At 36.9% G+C, this 20727-nt stretch carries 20 protein-coding genes and 1 pseudogene; 4 read left to right on the top strand and 17 right to left on the bottom strand.

The window, feature by feature from the left end:
* Nucleotides 1-144 precede the first annotated feature (144 nt).
* Both ACQ4KW_RS04020 and ACQ4KW_RS04015 read left to right on the top strand, forming a co-directional pair.
* The gene (locus ACQ4KW_RS04020) at nucleotides 145-936 is read left to right on the top strand and encodes a family 1 encapsulin nanocompartment shell protein (protein WP_430885249.1); all 792 of its coding nucleotides are present in this window, start codon (nucleotides 145-147) and stop codon (nucleotides 934-936) included.
* A 594-nt stretch (nucleotides 937-1530) separates the two neighbouring features.
* A complete protein-coding gene (locus ACQ4KW_RS04015; protein ID WP_430885248.1) occupies nucleotides 1531-1710 on the top strand; it encodes a hypothetical protein in 180 nt (59 codons plus the stop codon).
* A 145-nt stretch (nucleotides 1711-1855) separates the two neighbouring features.
* Here ACQ4KW_RS04015 and ACQ4KW_RS04010 read toward each other — a convergent pair whose 3' ends face one another.
* The 14 genes from ACQ4KW_RS04010 to ACQ4KW_RS03945 form a co-directional block, all read right to left on the bottom strand.
* Complete coding sequence (locus tag ACQ4KW_RS04010) at nucleotides 1856-3208, bottom strand: Sapep family Mn(2+)-dependent dipeptidase (RefSeq protein ID WP_430885247.1); 1353 nt, start codon at nucleotides 3206-3208, stop codon at nucleotides 1856-1858.
* A gap of 130 nt (nucleotides 3209-3338) precedes the next feature.
* Nucleotides 3339-4598 (bottom strand): cyanophycinase, encoded by a 1260-nt coding sequence (locus tag ACQ4KW_RS04005; RefSeq protein ID WP_430885246.1) that lies wholly within the window; start codon nucleotides 4596-4598, stop codon nucleotides 3339-3341.
* A 64-nt stretch (nucleotides 4599-4662) separates the two neighbouring features.
* Nucleotides 4663-6354, bottom strand: coding sequence for a putative basic amino acid antiporter YfcC (gene yfcC / locus ACQ4KW_RS04000; RefSeq protein WP_430885245.1), 1692 nt, complete (start codon nucleotides 6352-6354; stop codon nucleotides 4663-4665).
* A gap of 175 nt (nucleotides 6355-6529) precedes the next feature.
* Nucleotides 6530-8578, bottom strand: a complete 2049-nt coding sequence (locus tag ACQ4KW_RS03995) for a sigma-54 interaction domain-containing protein (RefSeq protein ID WP_430885244.1) — start codon at nucleotides 8576-8578, stop codon at nucleotides 6530-6532.
* 177 nt (nucleotides 8579-8755) lie between these two features.
* A complete protein-coding gene (locus ACQ4KW_RS03990; protein ID WP_430885243.1) occupies nucleotides 8756-10495 on the bottom strand; it encodes a methyl-accepting chemotaxis protein in 1740 nt (579 codons plus the stop codon).
* A 117-nt stretch (nucleotides 10496-10612) separates the two neighbouring features.
* On the bottom strand, nucleotides 10613-10768 hold the full coding sequence (locus tag ACQ4KW_RS03985) for a hypothetical protein (protein ID WP_430885242.1): 156 nt from the start codon (nucleotides 10766-10768) through the stop codon (nucleotides 10613-10615).
* Between the two features lie 218 nt (nucleotides 10769-10986).
* A complete protein-coding gene (locus ACQ4KW_RS03980) occupies nucleotides 10987-11949 on the bottom strand; it encodes a threonine ammonia-lyase (RefSeq protein ID WP_430885241.1) in 963 nt (320 codons plus the stop codon).
* A 15-nt stretch (nucleotides 11950-11964) separates the two neighbouring features.
* Nucleotides 11965-12978, bottom strand: coding sequence for an ornithine cyclodeaminase family protein (locus ACQ4KW_RS03975; RefSeq protein WP_430885240.1), 1014 nt, complete (start codon nucleotides 12976-12978; stop codon nucleotides 11965-11967).
* 823 nt (nucleotides 12979-13801) lie between these two features.
* Nucleotides 13802-15439 carry a recombinase family protein gene (locus ACQ4KW_RS03970; RefSeq protein WP_430885239.1) on the bottom strand — a complete coding sequence of 546 codons (1638 nt, stop codon included), beginning with the start codon at nucleotides 15437-15439 and terminating at the stop codon, nucleotides 13802-13804.
* Between the two features lie 7 nt (nucleotides 15440-15446).
* A complete protein-coding gene (locus ACQ4KW_RS03965) occupies nucleotides 15447-15608 on the bottom strand; it encodes a hypothetical protein (RefSeq protein WP_430885238.1) in 162 nt (53 codons plus the stop codon).
* A gap of 150 nt (nucleotides 15609-15758) precedes the next feature.
* Nucleotides 15759-16292 carry a hypothetical protein gene (locus tag ACQ4KW_RS03960; RefSeq protein ID WP_430885237.1) on the bottom strand — a complete coding sequence of 178 codons (534 nt, stop codon included), beginning with the start codon at nucleotides 16290-16292 and terminating at the stop codon, nucleotides 15759-15761.
* Nucleotides 16293-16760: 468 nt separating this feature from the next.
* Nucleotides 16761-17351: a helix-turn-helix transcriptional regulator gene (locus tag ACQ4KW_RS03955; RefSeq protein ID WP_430885236.1), complete on the bottom strand. Its 591-nt coding sequence runs from the start codon at nucleotides 17349-17351 to the stop codon at nucleotides 16761-16763.
* Nucleotides 17348-17704, bottom strand: coding sequence for a hypothetical protein (locus tag ACQ4KW_RS03950; RefSeq protein ID WP_430885235.1), 357 nt, complete (start codon nucleotides 17702-17704; stop codon nucleotides 17348-17350). The genes ACQ4KW_RS03955 and ACQ4KW_RS03950 overlap by 4 nt, the downstream gene beginning before the upstream one ends.
* A 16-nt stretch (nucleotides 17705-17720) precedes the next feature.
* On the bottom strand, nucleotides 17721-17900 hold the full coding sequence (locus tag ACQ4KW_RS03945) for a helix-turn-helix transcriptional regulator (RefSeq protein ID WP_430885234.1): 180 nt from the start codon (nucleotides 17898-17900) through the stop codon (nucleotides 17721-17723).
* Nucleotides 17901-18097: 197 nt separating this feature from the next.
* On the opposite strand from ACQ4KW_RS03945, the gene ACQ4KW_RS03940 reads away from it, so the two are divergent.
* On the top strand, nucleotides 18098-18469 hold the full coding sequence (locus tag ACQ4KW_RS03940; RefSeq protein ID WP_430885233.1) for a helix-turn-helix domain-containing protein: 372 nt from the start codon (nucleotides 18098-18100) through the stop codon (nucleotides 18467-18469).
* 30 nt (nucleotides 18470-18499) lie between these two features.
* Here ACQ4KW_RS03940 and ACQ4KW_RS03935 read toward each other — a convergent pair whose 3' ends face one another.
* Both ACQ4KW_RS03935 and ACQ4KW_RS03930 read right to left on the bottom strand, forming a co-directional pair.
* The gene (locus ACQ4KW_RS03935; protein WP_430885232.1) at nucleotides 18500-18883 is read right to left on the bottom strand and encodes a hypothetical protein; all 384 of its coding nucleotides are present in this window, start codon (nucleotides 18881-18883) and stop codon (nucleotides 18500-18502) included.
* A 61-nt stretch (nucleotides 18884-18944) separates the two neighbouring features.
* Nucleotides 18945-19169 carry a helix-turn-helix transcriptional regulator gene (locus ACQ4KW_RS03930; protein ID WP_430885231.1) on the bottom strand — a complete coding sequence of 75 codons (225 nt, stop codon included), beginning with the start codon at nucleotides 19167-19169 and terminating at the stop codon, nucleotides 18945-18947.
* 134 nt (nucleotides 19170-19303) lie between these two features.
* Here ACQ4KW_RS03930 and ACQ4KW_RS03925 point away from each other — a divergent pair, with 134 nt between their 5' ends.
* Nucleotides 19304-19717, top strand: a complete 414-nt coding sequence (locus ACQ4KW_RS03925; RefSeq protein ID WP_430885230.1) for a helix-turn-helix domain-containing protein — start codon at nucleotides 19304-19306, stop codon at nucleotides 19715-19717.
* A 162-nt stretch (nucleotides 19718-19879) separates the two neighbouring features.
* Here ACQ4KW_RS03925 and ACQ4KW_RS03920 read toward each other — a convergent pair.
* Nucleotides 19880-20657 (bottom strand): annotated as a pseudogene (locus ACQ4KW_RS03920) (DNA adenine methylase).
* Nucleotides 20658-20727: the final 70 nt, after the last annotated feature.

The following is a 20727-nucleotide window of genomic DNA, read 5'->3' as shown; positions in this document are numbered from 1 at the left end:
GCGCTTTGAAAATTTCGGATTTCTGCCCTCCCTATATATAATATAGAATTTTTGATTCTTAAATGTTTATATAGGATTTAACGAGGGAGGTTGAATGATATTTTGCAAATAGCTCACTAGGAATACTTATACAGGAGGTAACGAATGGATATTTTAAAAAGACATATAGCACCTCTTTCCACAGAGGCTTGGAATGAAATTGATGACCGGGCAAAAGACGTACTCAAGTCTGTCCTTTCAGCTAGAAAAGCGGTTCATGTAAAAGGACCTATGGGATGGGACTACGCCGCTGTGCCTGAGGGTCGACTTGAAGTCAAAGACAAGCAGGAATCTGATATAAAAGTTGGCACACATAAAGTGAAAGCTCTTGTTGAAGCGCGAACCATGTTTGAACTCAACAAATGGGAACTGGATAATATTCAGCGTGGCGCCAAAGACATTAATCTGGACAGTCTTGAAGAAGCCACGAAACGCCTAGCCCTATATGAAGAAGAATCTATTTTCAACGGTAATAAGGACGCTGGCATTCAAGGTTTACTAGAAGCAGCAAGTCATTCTCTCAAGTTTGGAAAATCTGCATCTGATATTATGACCGCCATTTCTGAAGCCCACTTCTTACTCAGGGAATCCTATGCAGAACGGCCTTATAGCCTGATTGTTGGCAAAGAAGCCTACAAGCGCCTAGGTGGTACTTTTGAAGGGTATCCACTCATCCAAGCCATTAAGGATGTTATTCACGGCGAAGTGATTCCATCCCTTGCCCTTGATGGTGCCCTGCTCGTCCCTCATGACCATGAAGACATTGAACTGACAATTGGACAAGACTTCTCTATCGGATACGACTCCCATACATCAACGTCCGTGAAGTTCTTTATCACTGAGTCCTTCACCTTCCGTACCCTTGATGAAAATATTATCGTTAAGTTCAAAATCTAAGTGATTTTTAAGTCTAATATTCGTAAAGATTTCATATATGCGTACACAAAAAGCCCTTTGAATTTTATTCAGAGGGCTTTTCGCTTTTAAAAGTCGGTATACAGCCTTGCAGAAACGACCAGTAGGGACCACTCTATCCCCCATTTACAAATCAGAGTCCACACCTGCTTTAGAGCGGATTTCTAATGTGTCTAAAACTTTTCTATTGTGTTTAAAATTTCTATTGTTTCTAAAACTTCTTCTATTGTGTTTAAAACTTCTATTCAAACATCCTTCTGCTTAATCATAAGTGGAAATTCTGTACAGCCTAAAACAATGCCCTTCAGTTAGTTCATCCCACTTGTTATTATGTTGCAGTCGATTCACTTCGTAAAAATCAAAAGGATACATAAGGCAGTTTGCTTAATGGGATTTTCATAGCCAAAGTCCTATATAAACCTAAGACCATGTAAACCATCTTCATAACTTAGTCAAAGTCTAGCAAGTGTGTTTTCACAACTTTTTTCAGGGTAAATCAATATGGTAAGAATTTTTAGTTTAGTTATTCTATTATTGAAGGTAAATGTGGCTAGAGATCTAAAGGAGGATTTGCGCATGGCTATGAAACACGATCAAGTTGGTAACCCCTATCATATTAACAATCAAATTCAACGTAATAAAGAAATGAAAGAGGAAAAAACACTGAATCATGTGTATTCTGTGCTTGAAGAACTACTACTGGAAATGAAAGCGATTCATGAGCATATTGAAAGCTTAAACAAGAAAACCGAATAAACCTTGAAAAACAATGAATGCTTCTCTCTTATCTAATGGATGATAGGGGAGCTTTTGTTTTTAAACACATTTATCACAGCAAAAACAGCACCAATAATCCTATCAGTGCTGTCTTCAATCCTTACGCTATTGTCTTATTTATTGCCTACAAAATATCCGTTACAAGTAGACGCTTAATCGCATCTGCATACACCATCATACCCAGTTTCAAATCTTCAAGCTGGATGTGTTCATTGGGCTGATGTTCCGTTTTCTTTCTTCCTGGAAAAACAGTTCCAAAAGCCACACAATTATCCAGTGCTCTTGCATACGTTGCACCACCTGCCGCCAGTGGTCTACTCTTCTGATCTCCAGTTACAGACGCATATGACGTCATTAAAGTCTTAACCAGTTTGGATTCAAGAGGCACATAGACTGGTCTGAGATAATCATGAACTATAAACTCCATTCCATAGGATTCTGCAGATTTTTTTAGCTTTGATTTAATCATTTCAACATCTGCCGATATAGGTATCCTTAAATCCATGGAGAGTTCTGAAATATTATCATCAACTTTCAATTTGCCCAAATTAACTTTTAATTTTCCTGAAATAGCATCTTCGACCTTCCCAAATATTTTTTCTGCATGGGCATCTTCTGCAAGTTGTTCACTTACAAACCTTATAGCATTATTTGCATCACTTACATGTCTTAAAGCAATACACAGCCTTGCAGCAGCGTTGACACCAGTATCTGCAACCTGTGCATGAACACTTTTACCAACAACATTTGTACTGCTTTTACATGAATCAAAGTCAAATCCAAGACTGTTCAAAACATTTTCAAGGTGCGATCTGTCCATGCCTTCATAACTTGCATTTGCAGGAACCGAATTGAAGGCTTCTCCTGCATGGATTGAAACACCTGTCATCCCATTCCCAATAAGTTTCGCTTGAATAAGAGCTTTCTCAGCGTGGATTAGGGGGAATTTCGAATCTGGAGAAAATCCATAAGATGGCATCTCTTCTCTTTCTGAGTAAGCATTTATGCCTCGCCACAAGGTTTCCTCATCTGTGCCAAATATGAATCTAACACGCTTATTGAAGGCAATCCCGGATTCATACAATGCATGCACAGCATACAAAGCTGCTAATGTCGGTCCTTTGTCATCTTGAGTGCCTCGACCATAGATTTTCCCATCTCTGATAACAGGATCAAATGGATGCGAGTGCCACTTATCAAGATCCTCAGCAGGCACAACATCAATGTGACCAAGAACACCTATCAGCTCTTCCCCTTGACCGACCTCTGCATAGCCATAATATCCCTCTGGATCATAATATGTTTTAAAACCGAGTCTATCACTAATCTTTAAAATCGTTTTCAACGATCTATCAATTGCAGAACCAAATGGTTTTTTGCTGTGATCCTCTCGAAAGACACTTGGTATTCTTACCAATGATTTGAGGTCCTCTATATATGAATCAAAATTATCTTCAATTAAATTCTGGTAGTTCAACTCGAATCACTTCCTTAATTGGTACTCATATGCAACCATTAGCACATATCATGCTGAAACGATTTTTCAGCAGACAAAAGCATGAAACAAGACCATGCTTCTGTCTGCCAAGTACCTTTAATATCTTTAGCTAGTCTTCTAAAATTGTTTGAATTTCAACCTTAATTGGTTCAATATCCATTCTTACACTTTTAAAAGAATATACATCTGCTGCACCACTTTGTCCCCAATAGCCTTCAGTGTCATCAACATTTTTAAATGTGAACGCGAAGCCCTTTCCATCTAGACCATAGAGGTACGTTTTAATTTCGTTTCTTAAGGCATTGTCCACCAACCCATATGAAATAAATTGGTTTAATTTCTGATTTGCACTGAGAGAACCTGTTGTATCTGGATTTTCAGTCGCAAGATATTCATAGCCCACTGTTGTGTACTTGTTTTCATCCATTGTAAATTCATTTGTGCTCACATTGTAAGTATCATATCCTTTGATATAACTCACTTTAATGTTTTCATAGCTAGAAATGCTTGAAGCTTTACTCGAATCACTTGCATCTACAACAAACACACCTCCGGTTCCGATTACAGATACCGTTTTAGTGACATTGTCAAAAATCATGGCAGTGTTTTCCTCAACGCCAAATGAAACCGGATAAACCTTCTGTGTGGCCTGTGTCACCACTGCCAGCCTGCCTAGTCGAGCTTTTCTATCAAAATGCTGATCAATAACACCATATTTGAAAAAACCTAGACCCTTACTTACAATAAGACCGCCCTGATTTTGATAGTCAAGAGTTGAATCATCATATTCACTCACAAAGCCATTTGCTAGCGCCCCCAGACTATCGCCTCCTGCAATCATAACATCACTCATAATCGCCGCACCGGCACTTGTTCCACCAACCACAGCGCCATTTTTATAAATTTTCCATATTGCCTCTAATACAAGGCTCGCTGATTGGTCCTCATTTAAGAGAACATCTGTAATTCGTGTCTGATCTCCACCAACGAACCAAATACCTGTTAAGTTCTCAATTGAATTTGCAACATCGGGATTATTGCCATTTTCCGCCCAATCTGATTCGTCTACATTCTCAGATCGCTTGTCATTTATTACTGCAAGTGGCAGTACAATAACATTTTCAGGAAGAACACCACGTGTAACCATGTCATCAAAGAACATTTGTGAGTATTTATGTGGGCTACCACTAGCAGCCGGAACGATTCCTATTCTCGCATTCTCAGCTCCACCTGCTAGTTCTATAAACTTCTCATATACTGCATCATTGTCAGAGCGAAGCGCACCCCCAACTATAACAAGTGAACCATTAATATCAGTATCTGCAAATGTTATGTTTATAGAGCTCAGACAAAGCAGCAGGGAAAACAATAGTATCAGCTTTTTTTCAAAGTATGCCTCCTTATTCCTTAATGAAATTCTATTCGATCATCCATTAAAAGCCCATAGCAACCGCTACTAACATTACGATTGTTGCACCGCCCACCAAAATACCTTGGAACTTAACTTGGAACTTCAACCACTGCGTCCAGTCAACCCTAGCAACACCCAATGTGCCCATAAGCGCAGCAGATGTCGGAACTATACAGTTTGTGAATCCATCACCAAGTTGGAATGCAAGAACAGCAACTTGCTTAGATACACCAACAAGTTGAGCTAATGGTGCCATTAAGGGCATTGTGAGTGCAGCTTGGCCTGATCCAGAAACAACAAAGAAATTGAAAACAGACTGGAATGCAAACATGATCCAAGCCACAAGCATTGTAGGAAGACCTTTAAGAACTCCAACCATACCGCTAAGGACTGTGTTTAGGACAGTGTCAGTTGCTGCTCCAGTGCCACCGAGTACTAAAACGATGCCTTGAGCCATACCAACAACCATAGCTGCACCCAGAAGGTCTTTTGCTCCACTTCTAAAAGAGATAGCAATATCATTCACTGACATATTTTCGAGCTTGAATACAACGCCAATAATACCCGAGACAATACCAATTGTGAAGAATATCGTCGCAATTTCAGGCAGGTAATATTCATGGGCATTTACGCCCCAAATGAGCCACACCATACCTAAAGCCAAAGTTAGAAGTACAAGTGAATGACCAAGGCCAAAATGGGCTTTTTTATTTTCCTTATCTTTTAGGTCATCTCTAAAATACACATCTGTTTCATAAGATACTGACTTCATTGGATCTTTTCTGATTTTCCTTGCATATGAAAGCGTGTATAGAGTGCCAATAATAGTGAATATCGCCCACATTGTCATTCTAAACATGTTGCCTGAACCGATTGCAACCCCTGCAATACCTTGCGCAATAGCCACACTGAAAGGATTCATCCATGAAGTAGCAAAACCGACTTGAGTTGCAACATAAGTGATCATAATACCGGTTATAGCGTCATATCCCATTGCTATCATTACCGGCACCAGTATCATGGCAAATGGAATGGCTTCCTCACCCATACCAAATATGGCACCCCCCAATGAGAATAAAACAAACATAATAGGAATAATTGCAACTTCTCGACCTTGGGTTTTGCTAATAAGATTTAAAATTCCATTTTCAACAGCACCTGTGTGAAGCACAATCCCAAACGCACCGCCTACGATAAGAATGAAGGCCATGACACCTACCGCAGACCCCCATTTGCTTCCAGAGACAAATCCTTCAAATGCAAAGTTAAGGAAGCCTACGCCGCCCCACTTCTCAAAGATTTTTATGCCCTTGGTTTCGCCTTCTGTTTGATAATCGCCATACACTTGAACCACCTTGAAACTCGCACCAAAGTCATTCGAGTAATTAACAGCCTTTGCTTTTGACTTATTAATTGAGCCGATCTCTTCTTCTCCAAGAAGGACAAATGTTTTGTCACCAGATGCATCAACTGTGTACACATCTCCATTCATTTCAAAATCGTTTGTATCACCGTCTGCTACAAGAGCAATTTGCTCGCCTGTGCCATTTGTCACCTCATAAAGAACATCAAAATGACCTGTTGGAATAATGTACGTTAAAAGTGCCGCAAGAACCACAATACAAAAAATAATGACATATGTGTCTGGCATCTTCCATGTCTTGTTTGGTTCTGGTGTAACGGCAGGTTCCGTTACATGATTCGGTTTTACCATTTTTCTTCCCCCTTAGAATTAATACAAAGTTTTTCTAGCACCTATTAATATTGCAAATCGCATGCCAGTTTTTATAAAAGCCTAATTTGCTTAATTTTGCACTTTAAGGGGTTAGAAATTACATTTCTCACCAAATTCATTGCTCAAAAAAAGCTTAATGGCGACCATTAAACTTTTATTGGTCGCCATTAGCCATTAGTATTCTTAAACCATCTTTGGTTAGTATCGTTCCATGTTTGCCTTTCTTCTTTAAAACCAGCCCCCGCTTTTCTAACTTGTCCAGCCGATTCCTTATTTGACCAGGACTCATTTCGAACATGGTCCCCTCAGTTAATTCAGAAATTTTTTCTCGACCACACCGTTCATGCCTTTCGTTTATGGTCTTAATCGCCCTTAGAATCAGTAAATTTTCATCCGTAACCTCATGAATAGCACTGGCAAATATTCTGTTCTCAGCGCTTATACTGCCTGCTTTAAAGAAGCTTCTGTCTGGAATGCTGTCCAGTGTAATGGCCTTGCCATCAGACACAGCCAACATATATGAAAATGTATTTCTCAGTTCTCTTACATTACCTAACCAGTCGTATGTCTTTAACTCATTTATTACATCATCTTCAATGACAATGGATCGAACCATTTCTGTCTCTGCAAAATATCTTAAGATTTCAGGTATGTCCGATTTTCTGTCCCTAAGAGGTGGCAGTTTTAAGTAACCCATTTTCAAACGGTAATAAAGGTCTTCTCTAAACTCGTTTCTATTGACCATTTCATGCAAGTCCTTATTGGTTGCTGCAACCACTCGCACATCTATTGATTTTATATTGGTGCCACCGACCCGCATTATTTCTTTTTCCTGTAATACTCTCAAGAGTCTAGCTTGAAGCTTTAAGGATGTGTCTCCAATTTCATCTAAGAATATTGTGCCTCCGTCCGCTTGCTCAAAAAGCCCCACTTTCCCACCTTTTTTTGCGCCTGTAAAAGCGCCTTCTTCATAACCAAATAACTCGCTTTCAATAAGGTCATCTGGCAAAGCGCTAAAGTTCACGGCTAAAAATGGTCCATTGTGTCTTCTTGAAACATTATGAATTGCACTGGCAAACAGTTCTTTTCCTGTCCCGCTTTCACCTTCAATCAGCATGGTCAGTTCAGATTTTCCTAACTTTTCTGTAATGCCTTTGACTTTTTCAATGGCCTGACTGCTTCCAATAATATCATCAAGGGTGTATTTTGCGTAAAGCCCTCGACTGATAAACTCACGCTTCATTCTATCCGTTTCATCAATAGCTGCCTTTAGTTTCTTAAAGCTTGTCAATACAGCTTTTCCCTGATTGGTAAGAACTTTCGAAACGACGATCTCAATACCATCCAAGTTCATTATTTTTTCATTAACCTCTCCAGGATTCAGCAGATATTCAAGCAAGTCAGAATTATTGATAACTCTCTTTAATGGTTTTCCAACGATAACACTTTGACTTGTGCTGATAATATTTTTGAGGGATTCGTTGAATACAATAATTCGACCATTTTGATCATATACAAGAACACCCTGACTCAAATCATCTATAACATTCTCAAGATGTGTATTCAACTCTAGTATTTTGTTTCTGGACTGAGCAAGTCGCTTGGCAATATTTATAATTTTTCTTAAGTAATGGTCTGAAAGCAGTCCCGACTTTTGGTTTAATATCTGCAAACTGTTCAGTATCTGGGTGATTGTTTGAAAATCCATAATTCTTGATTCAATGTCAATCACTTGTTCAATTGTGCTTGGAACCTTATCGGTTTCTCCAGGTGTAATGGCTATTTTTATATCTGAAACGTCAATGGAACACCCAGGATAATAGGCAATATACTCTAATGTATCCAGCCCCAATGACTTCAAGTGTTCTATAACGCCAACACTTGATCTTTCCACATCATTTACCAGGAGGACTTTCGTATTTTGTGGTATCTCAACCACTTTGTCCAAATGATCATAGCTAATTGTTCTTCTCGCTACAATGTGCTCTGTGTTCAAATCAAGCAAACCAAGTTTCACCAATTCGTCTTTGGCCAGTTGACTTGATATAATGACCAGCCCTTCAGATATAGGTTCGTCAATGCCTGTATCTATTGAGTAACCCCGTACTTCCACTTCGTCGCCTGTGTACTCTTTCAATTGCTTGATCAAATCTATCATTGTTTTTTCAGAACCAGCTATTAATGCGACCTTAACACTTGACATTGCTTCACCTCTGATCTCTTATCCCTGACCACATCATCTTTACTAGAGCAGTATTCAGCCTTGTTACATATGCTAACGCCTTATCAAATACCGTTTTGATCTTATTTTCTATTTTATCACTTTGGTTTATCGAGCTGCAATCATTCATAGGTTCCATTCACATTTTTCACCTTATAATTAAAGCATGTATTTCTTTTCAATCTTATGGAGCACACCACTATCACTAAGCTCTTTTAACCTCCTATTAAATAATTCAAGCTTCTTTTTAGTGTCTATTGCTTTGCTAAAACCCATCATCGTTTCCGCATCATCTGCTTTCATGTGCTTGTACTTCTCCTTTTTTACACCATTATTCATTTCGTGCATTTTGAGCCAGTGGTCACCACTTAGTTCGTTCATTATTACCACATCAACCTGACCCTTTCTTAGTTTACGAAACATTATTTCCTCTTTTACGTTGTAATCTTTTATGATCTCAGTTTTATTATCAAACGAGCTGAAATATGAGTAGCCTTCTAAAACAGCAACTCTTTTTCTTTCCAGATCCTTTAGTGTCTCAATTTTATATGCCTTTGATGCCAGAGTGTAGAATGCAAAAGTACTTGTGCTTCTATATTGGTTGGAAAACTCAAGATACCTTTCGCGGTCCTTATTATAGGAAATTGTAGGCAGAAGATCCGCAACCCCTTTCATTATCATTTTAAGAGACATCTCCCAAGGCACTATTCTTATATCAACGGTATAATCAGACCCCTCATAAACAGACCTTATTAGTTCAATATCAATACCACCGATCTCTCCAGTTTTAGAATCATATATCACATATGGTTCATAAGGCGAAGTTGCAACCACGACATTTTTTTCACGTTGCTCACTCGACAAGCCATCTACTTTCAAGCCGAATTTTAAATTGGTTTCACCTAACGCATCAAGTGCCGAAGTCAATTGATTCACCATTTGTGTTTCATAATCGACGGATTGATTGACATCAGTTGCTGTCATTGCAACGTCTTCCACTGCTAAGGTCATATCCTTTAACATGTCGAGTATGTCTGAGAACGAGTCAACAAGTTTACCTGTACCAGCTGATAATTTAGCATTTGCAACTGACATAGAATCCGTTACACTTTCTACCTCAACGAGCTCATTCACAGTCATATTCAGACGGTCTGACTGAGCATGAATAGCTGATACAGTGTCATTCATAGACGCTTGCGTTTCATCAGCAAGACGAATGATCTCTTTAAGAAGTTCAGTGCTGCTTTTTACAACATTTGATGTTTCGCCAGATAGTTTTTTCACTTCATTTGCAACAACTGAAAACCCTCTGCCAGCATCCCCTGCCCTTGCAGCCTCTATTGATGCATTGAGTGCAAGTAAGTTCGTTTGATCTGACAATCTGTCAATACTTGCAATAAGCGTATCTGCTTTCTTGGTCTTTTCTTCAAGACCCTCTATTTTTTCTGCTGACACTTGCAATTGTTTATATAAGATCTCGTACATTGCAACTGTCTTTGTGATCTTAAGTTGGTTTTCATGAACAGTCTTATGTGCTTGGCTACTTATTTCAGACATTTCGGATGCGTGTTGAGCAAAAGACAAAACCGTTTGGTTTACGCTTTCAACAAAGTTCTCAATGGCAGATACAGACGCTGATTGTTCCTCTGCATTTGCAGATAGCCCTTCGATTTTGCACAGAACATCTTTCATTTCCAAATACAGTGCTTCTGTTGAAAATGTAAAATTACTGATGAGCTTCATATAGTCATCTGATATGACTTTTAAGTCCTCATAATCTCCACTTCCTAGATTCACCCTTTCCTGTTCTCCTAGAGTAAAGCTTCTCTTAAGCTTACGTCTGTCAATTATCATAAAAAAAATTACAGCTAATAATAGTATCCCCACAATATTATGCACTTCATTTCCCCCTTATAAACAAAAAGTTCTACCTGAAGAAATAATATGCAAATAGTATGCCAATCCTTACGAAAAAAGAACCAACCTCCTAGCCATTAGATTTTTTTGGTCTAACTTTTAGGTGTTGGTTCGCTTCATTATTTGAATACTTAGTATGTTTGTCATTTCAAGATAAGTGACACAAAGTGTAATCAGACCTCTAAGCAAATCTGTAACAATCATAATGTGTTTCTGATTGCTAGGATCAAAATAGGCTCCAGTAAATATTCCCATCAAAAAGGCTGGTAATGTTGACGCAAATAGCATGACTCACATTGGTGTGGAGAATTAGATTCTTTCAAAACCCATAAAGCGATGTTTTATAAAATCAAATATGAGAAATAGCAAATGACCCTTAAAGCACTACTTACGCACTTGTAAGGGGCATTTGCTTTAATTATTTCGCCACAAATCATTTTTATTGAACCTACAAGACTCTTATATGGGAGTGTTTATTGTTTACAAAGTATTGATTTCAATATATCCCCATCAATATTCCCGCCCGATAATACCAAGGCTATATTGTTTCCGCCAATTCTATCTTTATAGTCCATTACTGCAGCAACTGTGGTGCAGCTGCCCGCCTCTACAATATACTTTTCTTCTGTTGCCATAAACGCAACTGCTTTGGCAATTGATTCTTCAGACACGACTATAAAATCATCGACTAAATCTTTAGCCATTTCGTAGCTTAGCTTCCCAATACCACCAAGCAAAGCATCACATATTGACTCCTTAGAGGCATATGTCTCATAAAACACATTGTCTTTATAGGCCATGACCATAGCTGGGCATGCTTCTGTTTGAACGCCCACTATTTTAATATCCGGATTTATAGCCTTAGCTGCAACAGCAATCCCAGTAATAAGACCACCACCACCTATAGGTACAATTATTGTATCTATATTTTGATTTTGCTTTAGAATCTCAATGGCAATGGTTCCTTGGCCGGCATATATTTTGGGATCATTATAATATGCATCAATAAAAGTCAGCTTATTATCTTCAATGTATTTCATCCCTAAAGCATAGGCTTCATCGCAGTCTTTACCTAGAAGCATTGCTGTGCCACCGAAATACTCGATTTTATCGATTTTGCTCTGTGGTGTGTTTTTTGGAACGATGATCACTGCATTTTTGATGCCCAGGAGCTTGGCCGCATAGCTGACAGAGCTCCCATGATTGCCTGATGAAACAGTCGCTACACCTGAGTCTTTCTCTTCTTTTGACAAGCCTAGCATTTTATTAAGTGCGCCTCTTATTTTAAAACTTTTTGCGCGTTGAAATGATTCTAGTTTAAAGTAATACTTGCAGTCCTGATCCCCTAAATAGTATGATTCTTCAAGGGGAGTCGTTGGAATATAAGTTTTGATGTTTTCATAGGCATTCTTAACATGTTCATAATTAAAGGTCATAAATTTTCTCCTTTCTTAAATTGTTACCACTGTTCCTAAGTTTTTTTCATCCGCTAGTTTTAAGGCCAGCTTAGCTGTTGCTATATCAAGAAGAGCCATTCCAGTTGCATCAAAAACAGTTATTTGATCATCATTTTCTCTGCCACTTTTTTGTCCCAAAATGAGTTCACCAATTTCACCAATTATATCTTCAGGGCTGATAATTCCTTGCTTTAGGGCTTTTTCAATCTCACCAACCTTTTGGCAGTGCTCAAAATCATCGACATAGACCACTGCCGATTTTAGGATTTCTGGATCAATTTCTTGCTTGCCTTCCATATCTGCACCTATACATGAAATATGTGTGCCTTTTTGAATCCAGTCCTTCTTTATGATAGGTTGTCTGGAGGGTGTGACTGTAATAATTACATCACTCTCCTTAACAGCTTGTTCCAGATCGATAACTGCATTAAAGACTAAGCCTTGAGTGTCTATGTTGAATTCTTCTTCCAGTTTTTCAGCAATCATATCGATAAAGGCTTTCGCATCTGAGTAGTCTTTAGATGCCACCTGGACTTTTTTTATAGTCGGTACAGCCTTTAAAGTTGCAGCTATTTGAAAGGGGGACTGATTGCCCGCCCCTATAATTAATAGGTTTTCTGAATTTTTCTTAGCCAAGTATTTGGCACCAATGGCTCCTGAGGCTCCTGTACGAATTCCTGTAATATAAGAGGCATCCATGATTCCAAGGGGTTTGCCTGTTTGAGCATCAAATACAGTTAACATGCCAATGAGTGTTGGAAGGCCCTTATTTGCATTCTCACCAAACCAGGTTACCGTTTTGTGTCCAAACATTTTTTCGGTTTTTAAGTAACCTGATTTAATGTCCATATCTGCCCTGCCTGGTTCAAAATCATAGAAAACCGTTGGCCATACTTCAGTCATATTGCTATTTTTCGCTCTGTACACACCCTCCACAACCGAGATGACTTGCTCTAGTTCCAAAACGTTGACCACATCGTCTTTGCTTAACACTTTAACTTTAAACATGAATTCTACCTCCTCGTTTTTTCTTAGAGAACACCAATCAAAATACAAAATATGTCATTAAATACGAAAAAAGCACTGAGTTTCACTTTTCCTATAAATAGGCCCTAACAAAGTGAAACTCAGTGCTTCTATTAGTTTTAACCCAGGGGCTAAAACGAGCATACGTATTATTTGATTACCGCAATTAAATCACAGGATAATTATTTTGTCAAGTTTTTACGTTTGAATTGTTCCTGATTTTTCTAATATATATTACAATTTGAAATTGCAATAGTGTGGATGATTGATTTGTATTCTAATCGCAATTTCTATTTGTCATAGATTTTGGGTATGTGAATTACTTTGGTAAAAACTAATTATGCATTATTGATTGATGTTGTAAGTATAGTTTGTCACTATCTTTTCATAAATTATGTGGCATTTTAGTAGCGCAGTGACAATATCATTAGTAGAGACTTTTAAATGCGCTTCTCGTATTCTTCAATATGAGCTTTATCTAAAAAGTTCAACTACCATTCATTAAGACACACACACGCCACTATGCTTATTGAAAATGGTTCTAATATTAAGGACGTTCAATAACGACTTGGCCACTCCAAATTGACAGCACTCATAGATACCTAAACTACGTAACCAATAAAATGCAAACCAAAACAGCTGATTTGTTTGATAAAATAGCAAAATTGCCAACGGAGTGATTTCTCCGTTGGCAAAATTATCTTTTCTACAGTTTTTAAATCTTGAACCCCTTTTAAACTCTAACCAACTCCACTACAGTCTCCACATGCGGGGCTTGTTGAAAAAGAATACAAAGATTTTTCAACTAACAATTCTTTTTTTTATCGACATCGACTGTCATTTCTGCCCCTGTTTTAAGAATAAATGTAATCAAGTATGGCGAGTCAATACCATATTCGTTCTTACCACCAATAATAATATTGCTAATTATGGTTTCAAATATTTCTCGATCAAACTCACTCATCAACTTATTATTCTTTAATAAGACTGAAAACTTTTTTATTCTATCAGATATACTAGCGTTTTCTGAGATATAGTTTTCTAGTTTTTCCCGTTGCTTATTAAGCGCATCTAACTCCATTTCTAGTTCTGAATTATTTTTTTCGTAAACTTCAATATTGATCTTCGACTCGATCTTTAATTTTACTAAGTTATCCATTTTATCTTTTACCTTGCTGATTTCATGATTAAGTGATTTAAGTTTTTTTGAATGATCAACGTTTTTCAAACTCTCTTCAACAGTCTTTAGAAAGGAAGCAATTACATCATCACTTTCACTTAATAATATATTAAAGCATTCAATAAATGCCTGTTCAATAATATCTTCACGGACTGACTTACTATGTGGACATTCACGTCTAAATCCCTTGCTAGGTTTAATACAAGTCCAGGAATAATGCTCATACTTGCTACTTGAATGATGTTTTCTTCGAATGTATGATGATCCACAGTATCCACATGATATTTTCTTGCTGAATGCATATTTTTGACTATGTCTTTGTCTTTGACCATTAAGATTCTGAGCTTTTCTTCTATCTTCCATGATCTTAGCTGCTTCATTAAAAACTTCTCGTTCAATAATTGGTTCGTGATTGTTTCGCACCATGTACTGAGATTTTTGCCCTTTATTAATGACACGGTTATGACTCAGTGCATCAGTGGTAAACGTCTTTCCTTGAAGGACATCACCACAATACTTCTCATTCTTTAGGATTGCCCTTACTGTGCTTTCATGCCAACGACTAGAACCTTTTTTTGTTTTATATCCGATCTTCTTTAATTCATTGGCAATGGTATAACATCCAGCACCACCTAAGTACCTAGAAAAAATTAGCCTAACAATCTTAGCTTCTTTTTCATTTATGATGATCTTTTGGTTTTCTGTATCATAATCATAACCTAAACATCCTGAAAATCCAACAAGCTCACCTTTCTCCATTTTCTTCTTTAGGCTCCAGTTAACACTTTCAGATAAGTTCTCAACATACATTTGAGCAACTGCACTTAAGATCGTCAACATTAACTCGCCTTCCATGGCCATGGTATCTATATTTTCATTTTCAAAGATGATCCTTACACCACGATCTTTCAGAGCACGTACATACGTAATGGTATCTACAACATTTCTTGCGAATCTAGATATTGATTTAGTAATGATCAAATCGATTTTACCATTCATAGCATCTTCGAACATTCGATTAAACTCGTGTCGATTTGCTGTCTTTGTTCCTGATATCCCCTCATCGGCATATATACGAACAAGTTTCCATTCATCTTTATTTGATATAAGCCTTTCATAATGAGACTTTTGATTCGAAAAACTTGTGAGCTGTTCTTCAGTTGATTTACTTACTCGGCAGTACGGTGCCACTCTAACTAAAGATTCACGAGCCCCAAGGTTTTTCACTTCATTTTTGGGTGGTATGCGTTCTATAGTCTTCATAATCCCTCTACTTATTCATTCTATTGTAACGTCTTCTTGTAACCCCATGTTTAACATGTATTCTTTCATTAACAAGCGTTGCTTCCACTTCGCTCAATTCCCCTTCTGAACTTAATTGATTTAAAAGGGCCAACTCTATGGCATACTTTAAATTTTTAGAATGGGTCATACATGAATCATCCTTTCATTAATATTATATCCTGCCAAATCTAAATGATATAAACATATTTAATAGAAATTATTTAAAAACTATGCGATTTCGTTCCCCCTCGACTGGGATGCCTAATTGACTTAGAGGTATTAGTTTGTATACACATGCTTATAATCCCATTGCTTTAGCAAAGACATGGTATGATATGAAATCCAGTTTGTGCTGAAAGCAATACTTGTATATATCACCAAGCACTGTTCTGTCATAATCAAGTATGCTGAAATTACAATCCCAATATGTATTGGGCTCTATTATTCCAAGTGTACGTCCTATTTGAATTATGCCTTCACGTAGTTCAGAATCACACATAAAGTAAGGACTATGAATCCAGCCATATTCAATTTTGCTCCCATCAGAAATAAATAGAGCAAGTGCTATGTGTAATTCTTCTAGAAAAAGCTCGCTGGCTTTTACAAGATGTAATTGTACTGCTTCCGAATAATTTGGTATACGCTTAAGCTTGTGAAATGGCACATTGTCCCCAAATGGATTAACCAGCATTACATCATCATCACTTACTTCCATATAAATAATTTCATTTTTTATCATCCCTAAGCCAGTGAGTGTTGCTAGGTCTCTAAGGAACTTGTTAGCTGAGTCGAGTCTTTCAGTTATAGTATTGTTCATATTTAATCCTTTCATAAATTCTCTGATTGCCAATTAATCTAAGTATTTATGCTGAAGGCTCCATTCCTGGGAGTCTTTTGCATATAAAAAACAGCCCCATCTAAAGGACTGTTTAGCATTTATATGTATTAATACTTAGAATTTTGAGTAGACACACTTTACCTGTCATTAAAAAAGAGCCGTTTTCGTTAACCCCCTTAACCAGGTTGTTTAACTTTATATGTCTAAAATCATTAACCTCCACCTACCTACATGTGAGTAAAAAACTCAGGCCTTGAAGACTTCTCAGTTGTTAACTATAATAGACACACTTTACCTGTCGTTAAAAAAGAGCCGTTTTCGTTAACCCCTTTGACTAGGTTGCTTAGCTTTATATGTCTAAAATCATTGATCTTCGCCTACCTACATGTGAGTAAAAAACTCAGACTTTGAAAACGTCTCAGTTGTTAACTATAATAGACACACTTTACCTGTCATTAAAAACTAGTCCTTTTCGTTAACCCCCTCTACCGGAACGCTTAACTGGCTCAAAGGATTTAGTTTTTTTCTAATTCTATTTTTTGACGTTTTAACTGTTCCAAGGCTACAACCAAGCTTCTCAGCAATTTCCTTGTTGGTCATGTTCAACTTCATGCATTCATATATATTGTATTGCTGCTCGCTCAATAAACTTCTACACTTTTGATCAGATGGCAGCAATAAATACTTTTCAATCTTCTTTATTGCCTTTCTGTATATTTGGTAGCTTGAAGAACCATCTGTTTTATAACCAAGCGCTTTATCCACTTCACGAAAACTATTGGTCCGCATTTCAAGTCTCTTCAATAGTACACGTTTTTCAGTATCCGTTAAACCAGATAGATTTATATCAGCCTCAGTCATAGTGGCCACTTCAAAGAATTTCTTATTTTCAACTATCTTTTTCTGGTCTCTTACATTTGATCTGAAGTACATAGCATCATCTACCTGTTCTACATATCCTCTTATCGTAGTGGGTCTGTTCTGTTCTATGAAGGCTGTTAGGGCTCTTTCAGACTCTTTAATTTGCACCACATCTGCTAGGAAAGTGCTCACTGGACGGCACCCCCTGAAGAAATTAAGGAATATGTGTTTGCATTCTCTCTCATTTCTGTTATAATTTTATTAGTTATTTTTTCTTTGTCGGTTGCTTTTGCACCGGCATTTTTCTTTTTTTGATATTCTTTTCTATTGAATCTTACAAATGATATAAACTCTATCATATTGAATATTTCTTCTTCAAGGATTTCATGTTCTTTTTTCAGGTCCAGATATTCATTGACCATATCCACATTTTTTAGCTTAAGCGCTTTTAATTCTTTCATTCTGCTTTGATAACTTAGATCACTGTCTATCATAATCTCTAGTTGATCATGCAGGTAGGTTATTCCAAATTCAAAGGCATTCATAGACTCTCCTCTTCTACTATTCTGATGGAAATACTTCTTCGATACTCTTTCCAAAAAGCTTTGATATCTTTTGTGCAAGCTTAAATCCCGGTGTTCGTTGTTCTCTCTCAATGAGCGAAACATACTCACGAGTTATTTGAAGAGAGTCAGCAACTTGAACCTGTGTCAATCCAACTTCCTCTCTGTACTCTTTCATATTATTCAATAGAACCTCCTCCTATATACAATGTGTTTGCAGAACAATTTGTTCGCACTTTTATAGTATAGAATGCTAACAGTTTTGTCAATGATTTTTTAGAACATTATTCAACTTTTTATATAAATGCGAACTTTTTGTTCGCATCATACTTTCTAATCACGCAAAATGGTATACTTTTTCTTGAGGTGATCATATTGTTTGGAGACAAAATCAAAGCCCTCAGAGAGGCAAAAGGACTATCACAATCTGATGTTGGTAATGCTATTGGAATATCGTCACGTGTTATTGGTTACTATGAAGCAAACAACAGATTTCCAAAGGAGCAAAGAATCCTTGTCGATTTGGCTAATCTTTTTAACGTGAGTGTCGATTTCTTAGTTGACAATGATTATGATTCGTCTAAAAGAGAACAAGCTGCCGAAGAAATATATAAAATTTTTCGTGATAAAGGCCTTATTGTTGAAGGTGAAGAAATCACTGAAGAAATGCTTGAAGCTATATCCGCACTACTTGACTCTGCCATTTGCAATGCAGAACAAATTAATAAAATTCAGAAAGGCAAATGATTATATTTCGTAATCATTGCTTTTTTTGCTTTAATGTTCAGCAAGCACCAAGCGTTCCCCTTGAAGGGCACCCCCTGAAGAAATTAAGGAATATGTGTTTGCATTCTCTTTCATTTCTGTTATAATTTTATTAGTTAATTTTTCTTTGTCGGTTGCTTTTGCACCGGCATTTTTCTTTTTTTGATATTCTTTTCTATTGAATCTAACAAATGATATAAACTCTATCATCTTGAATATTTCTTCTTCAAGGATTTCATGTTCTTTTTTCAGGTCCAGGTATTCATTGACCATATCCACATTTTTTAGCTTAAGTGCTTTTAATTCTTTCATTCTGCTTTGATAACTTAGATCACTGTCTATCATAATCTCAAGTTGATCATGCAGGTAGGTTATTCCAAATTCAAAGGCGTTCATTTTTTGCTCCTTTCTTCATATGGAAATTGATTACATTTAATTATATACTCAATATATACTCTCAAGATGAACTCGTAGAAACAGCATGGAATATATCGTCAATTGACTTTTCAAAGAAATTTGCTATTGCATAAGCTTCTTTTAGTGAAAATTGAGAATCACCGTTCTCTTTTCGCTGATAAGTTGCAATGGAAATACCCAATATCTCAGCCATGTTTTCCTGATTCATTTTATATTTGGCCCTAAGACCTCTTAGGTCGTCAGTATTGATCGTCATCGTCTTCATATTAGCTCCTCCTTGTGTACATTATATCTACTTTTTGAAGACTGTCAATCTTTTTTTAAGATTTTTTCTCTATTTTTGATATTTTTAACCGCATTTTTGATGTATCATGCTACAATTCACTTGGAGGTGTATTCATGTCAAACATAAGCGGACAGCGCGTTAGATTGCTTCGCAACACAAAAGAGTGGACTATCGATGATCTAGCCTATAAACTTAATACAAATAGATCGACTATCTCAAAAATAGAACGTGGCCAAACCGCCTTAAAAGGCGATGTATTAATTGACCTTTCTAAGCTTTTTAATGTTAGTACAGATTATATCCTTGGGCTAACTGACATTCCATCTAATGATGAACTTAAGAAAATCGTATCATCAGTTATGGCAAATGCATCAGATTCTACCGACTCCCAAATTGCTGATATAATTATCGCAAAACTCGAAGAACGTGGCATACTACCTGAAGGTCAAGATATTCCTGAAGACAAAGTGGAATCTATAAAAAAACTGATTGATGCCATTATTGATTTGGCTTACCTTGATCTATAGCATTGCATTTATTTCGCTTTCTTCGTATTTTACATATGATGTATTTTTTCAGATCAGTTTTTGTCATAACGTCCAACCCCATATTTAAACAAGATCATGGTCAACATGATCTTTTTATTTTTTGACCATTTGGAATAAAACTCAACTATATAGCAATAGAAACTAATAATTACTGATTAACAGCTCTTGTGCATTCTCATTTTTCCCCTTACCACAGGAATAATTGACGTCTATTGGTTCAATTTTGAAATCCCTATAGATTTCCCTGATCCAGGGATGATCATTTATTGATAGCAAGAACTTCCCTTTCATATTCGTGCATTTATCCCTTAACTCTATATGGTCCATTTCCTGAAAGGTAATAGGGTTATGTTTGTGAAAGTCAATGGCTGTGTCATAATACGGCGGGTCAAGGTAGAAGAAGGTCGCTTCTCTGTCGTACTTGTCTATCAGCTTTTTATAATCCAAATTTTCTAAATATGTGTTCTGAAGTCTTCTCTTAATTGCGATTAGTAATTCATCACTATTGAGCTTCTTTTTCGGCCCTTGAACAGCAGAATAGCCAAAGTTCCCACCTTTGCTTGCAAATGAGTAATTGACTAAATACAAATACCTAATGTCTCTTTGAATTTCTGTTAGTGTTTGGGTGTTCTGTTCAGAGTAGCATTTAAACTGGTCTCTGCTTATAATTTCAAAGTTCAAGTAACGATTCAGTTCTTCAGCATGATATTTAATCACTCTAAAAAGATTAATAAGCTCGCCATCAATATCATTTATGACTTCGACCTTGGGACATCTCTTTTCCGAAATAAACCCATCCAGCGCCAAAGAAGCCTTCTGTATAACATGTATGTTCTGGTATTCTCTCAATAATCGCTTTTCTTAATCTTGATTTACCACCTAATCTTGAAATCGGTGGATTTATCATCCTTTTTTTCATAAAAATCAACTCCCTAACTAGAAAATACTACAATTTCATGCTAGAATAAAGAAAAAACACGAACACGTGT

The sequence above is a fragment of the Tianxiuia mixotrophica genome (genome assembly GCF_050596425.1).
In the GTDB taxonomy this organism is placed as follows: domain Bacteria; phylum Bacillota; class Clostridia; order Peptostreptococcales; family Acidaminobacteraceae.
This window is presented reverse-complemented; position numbering and strand designations above follow the sequence as displayed.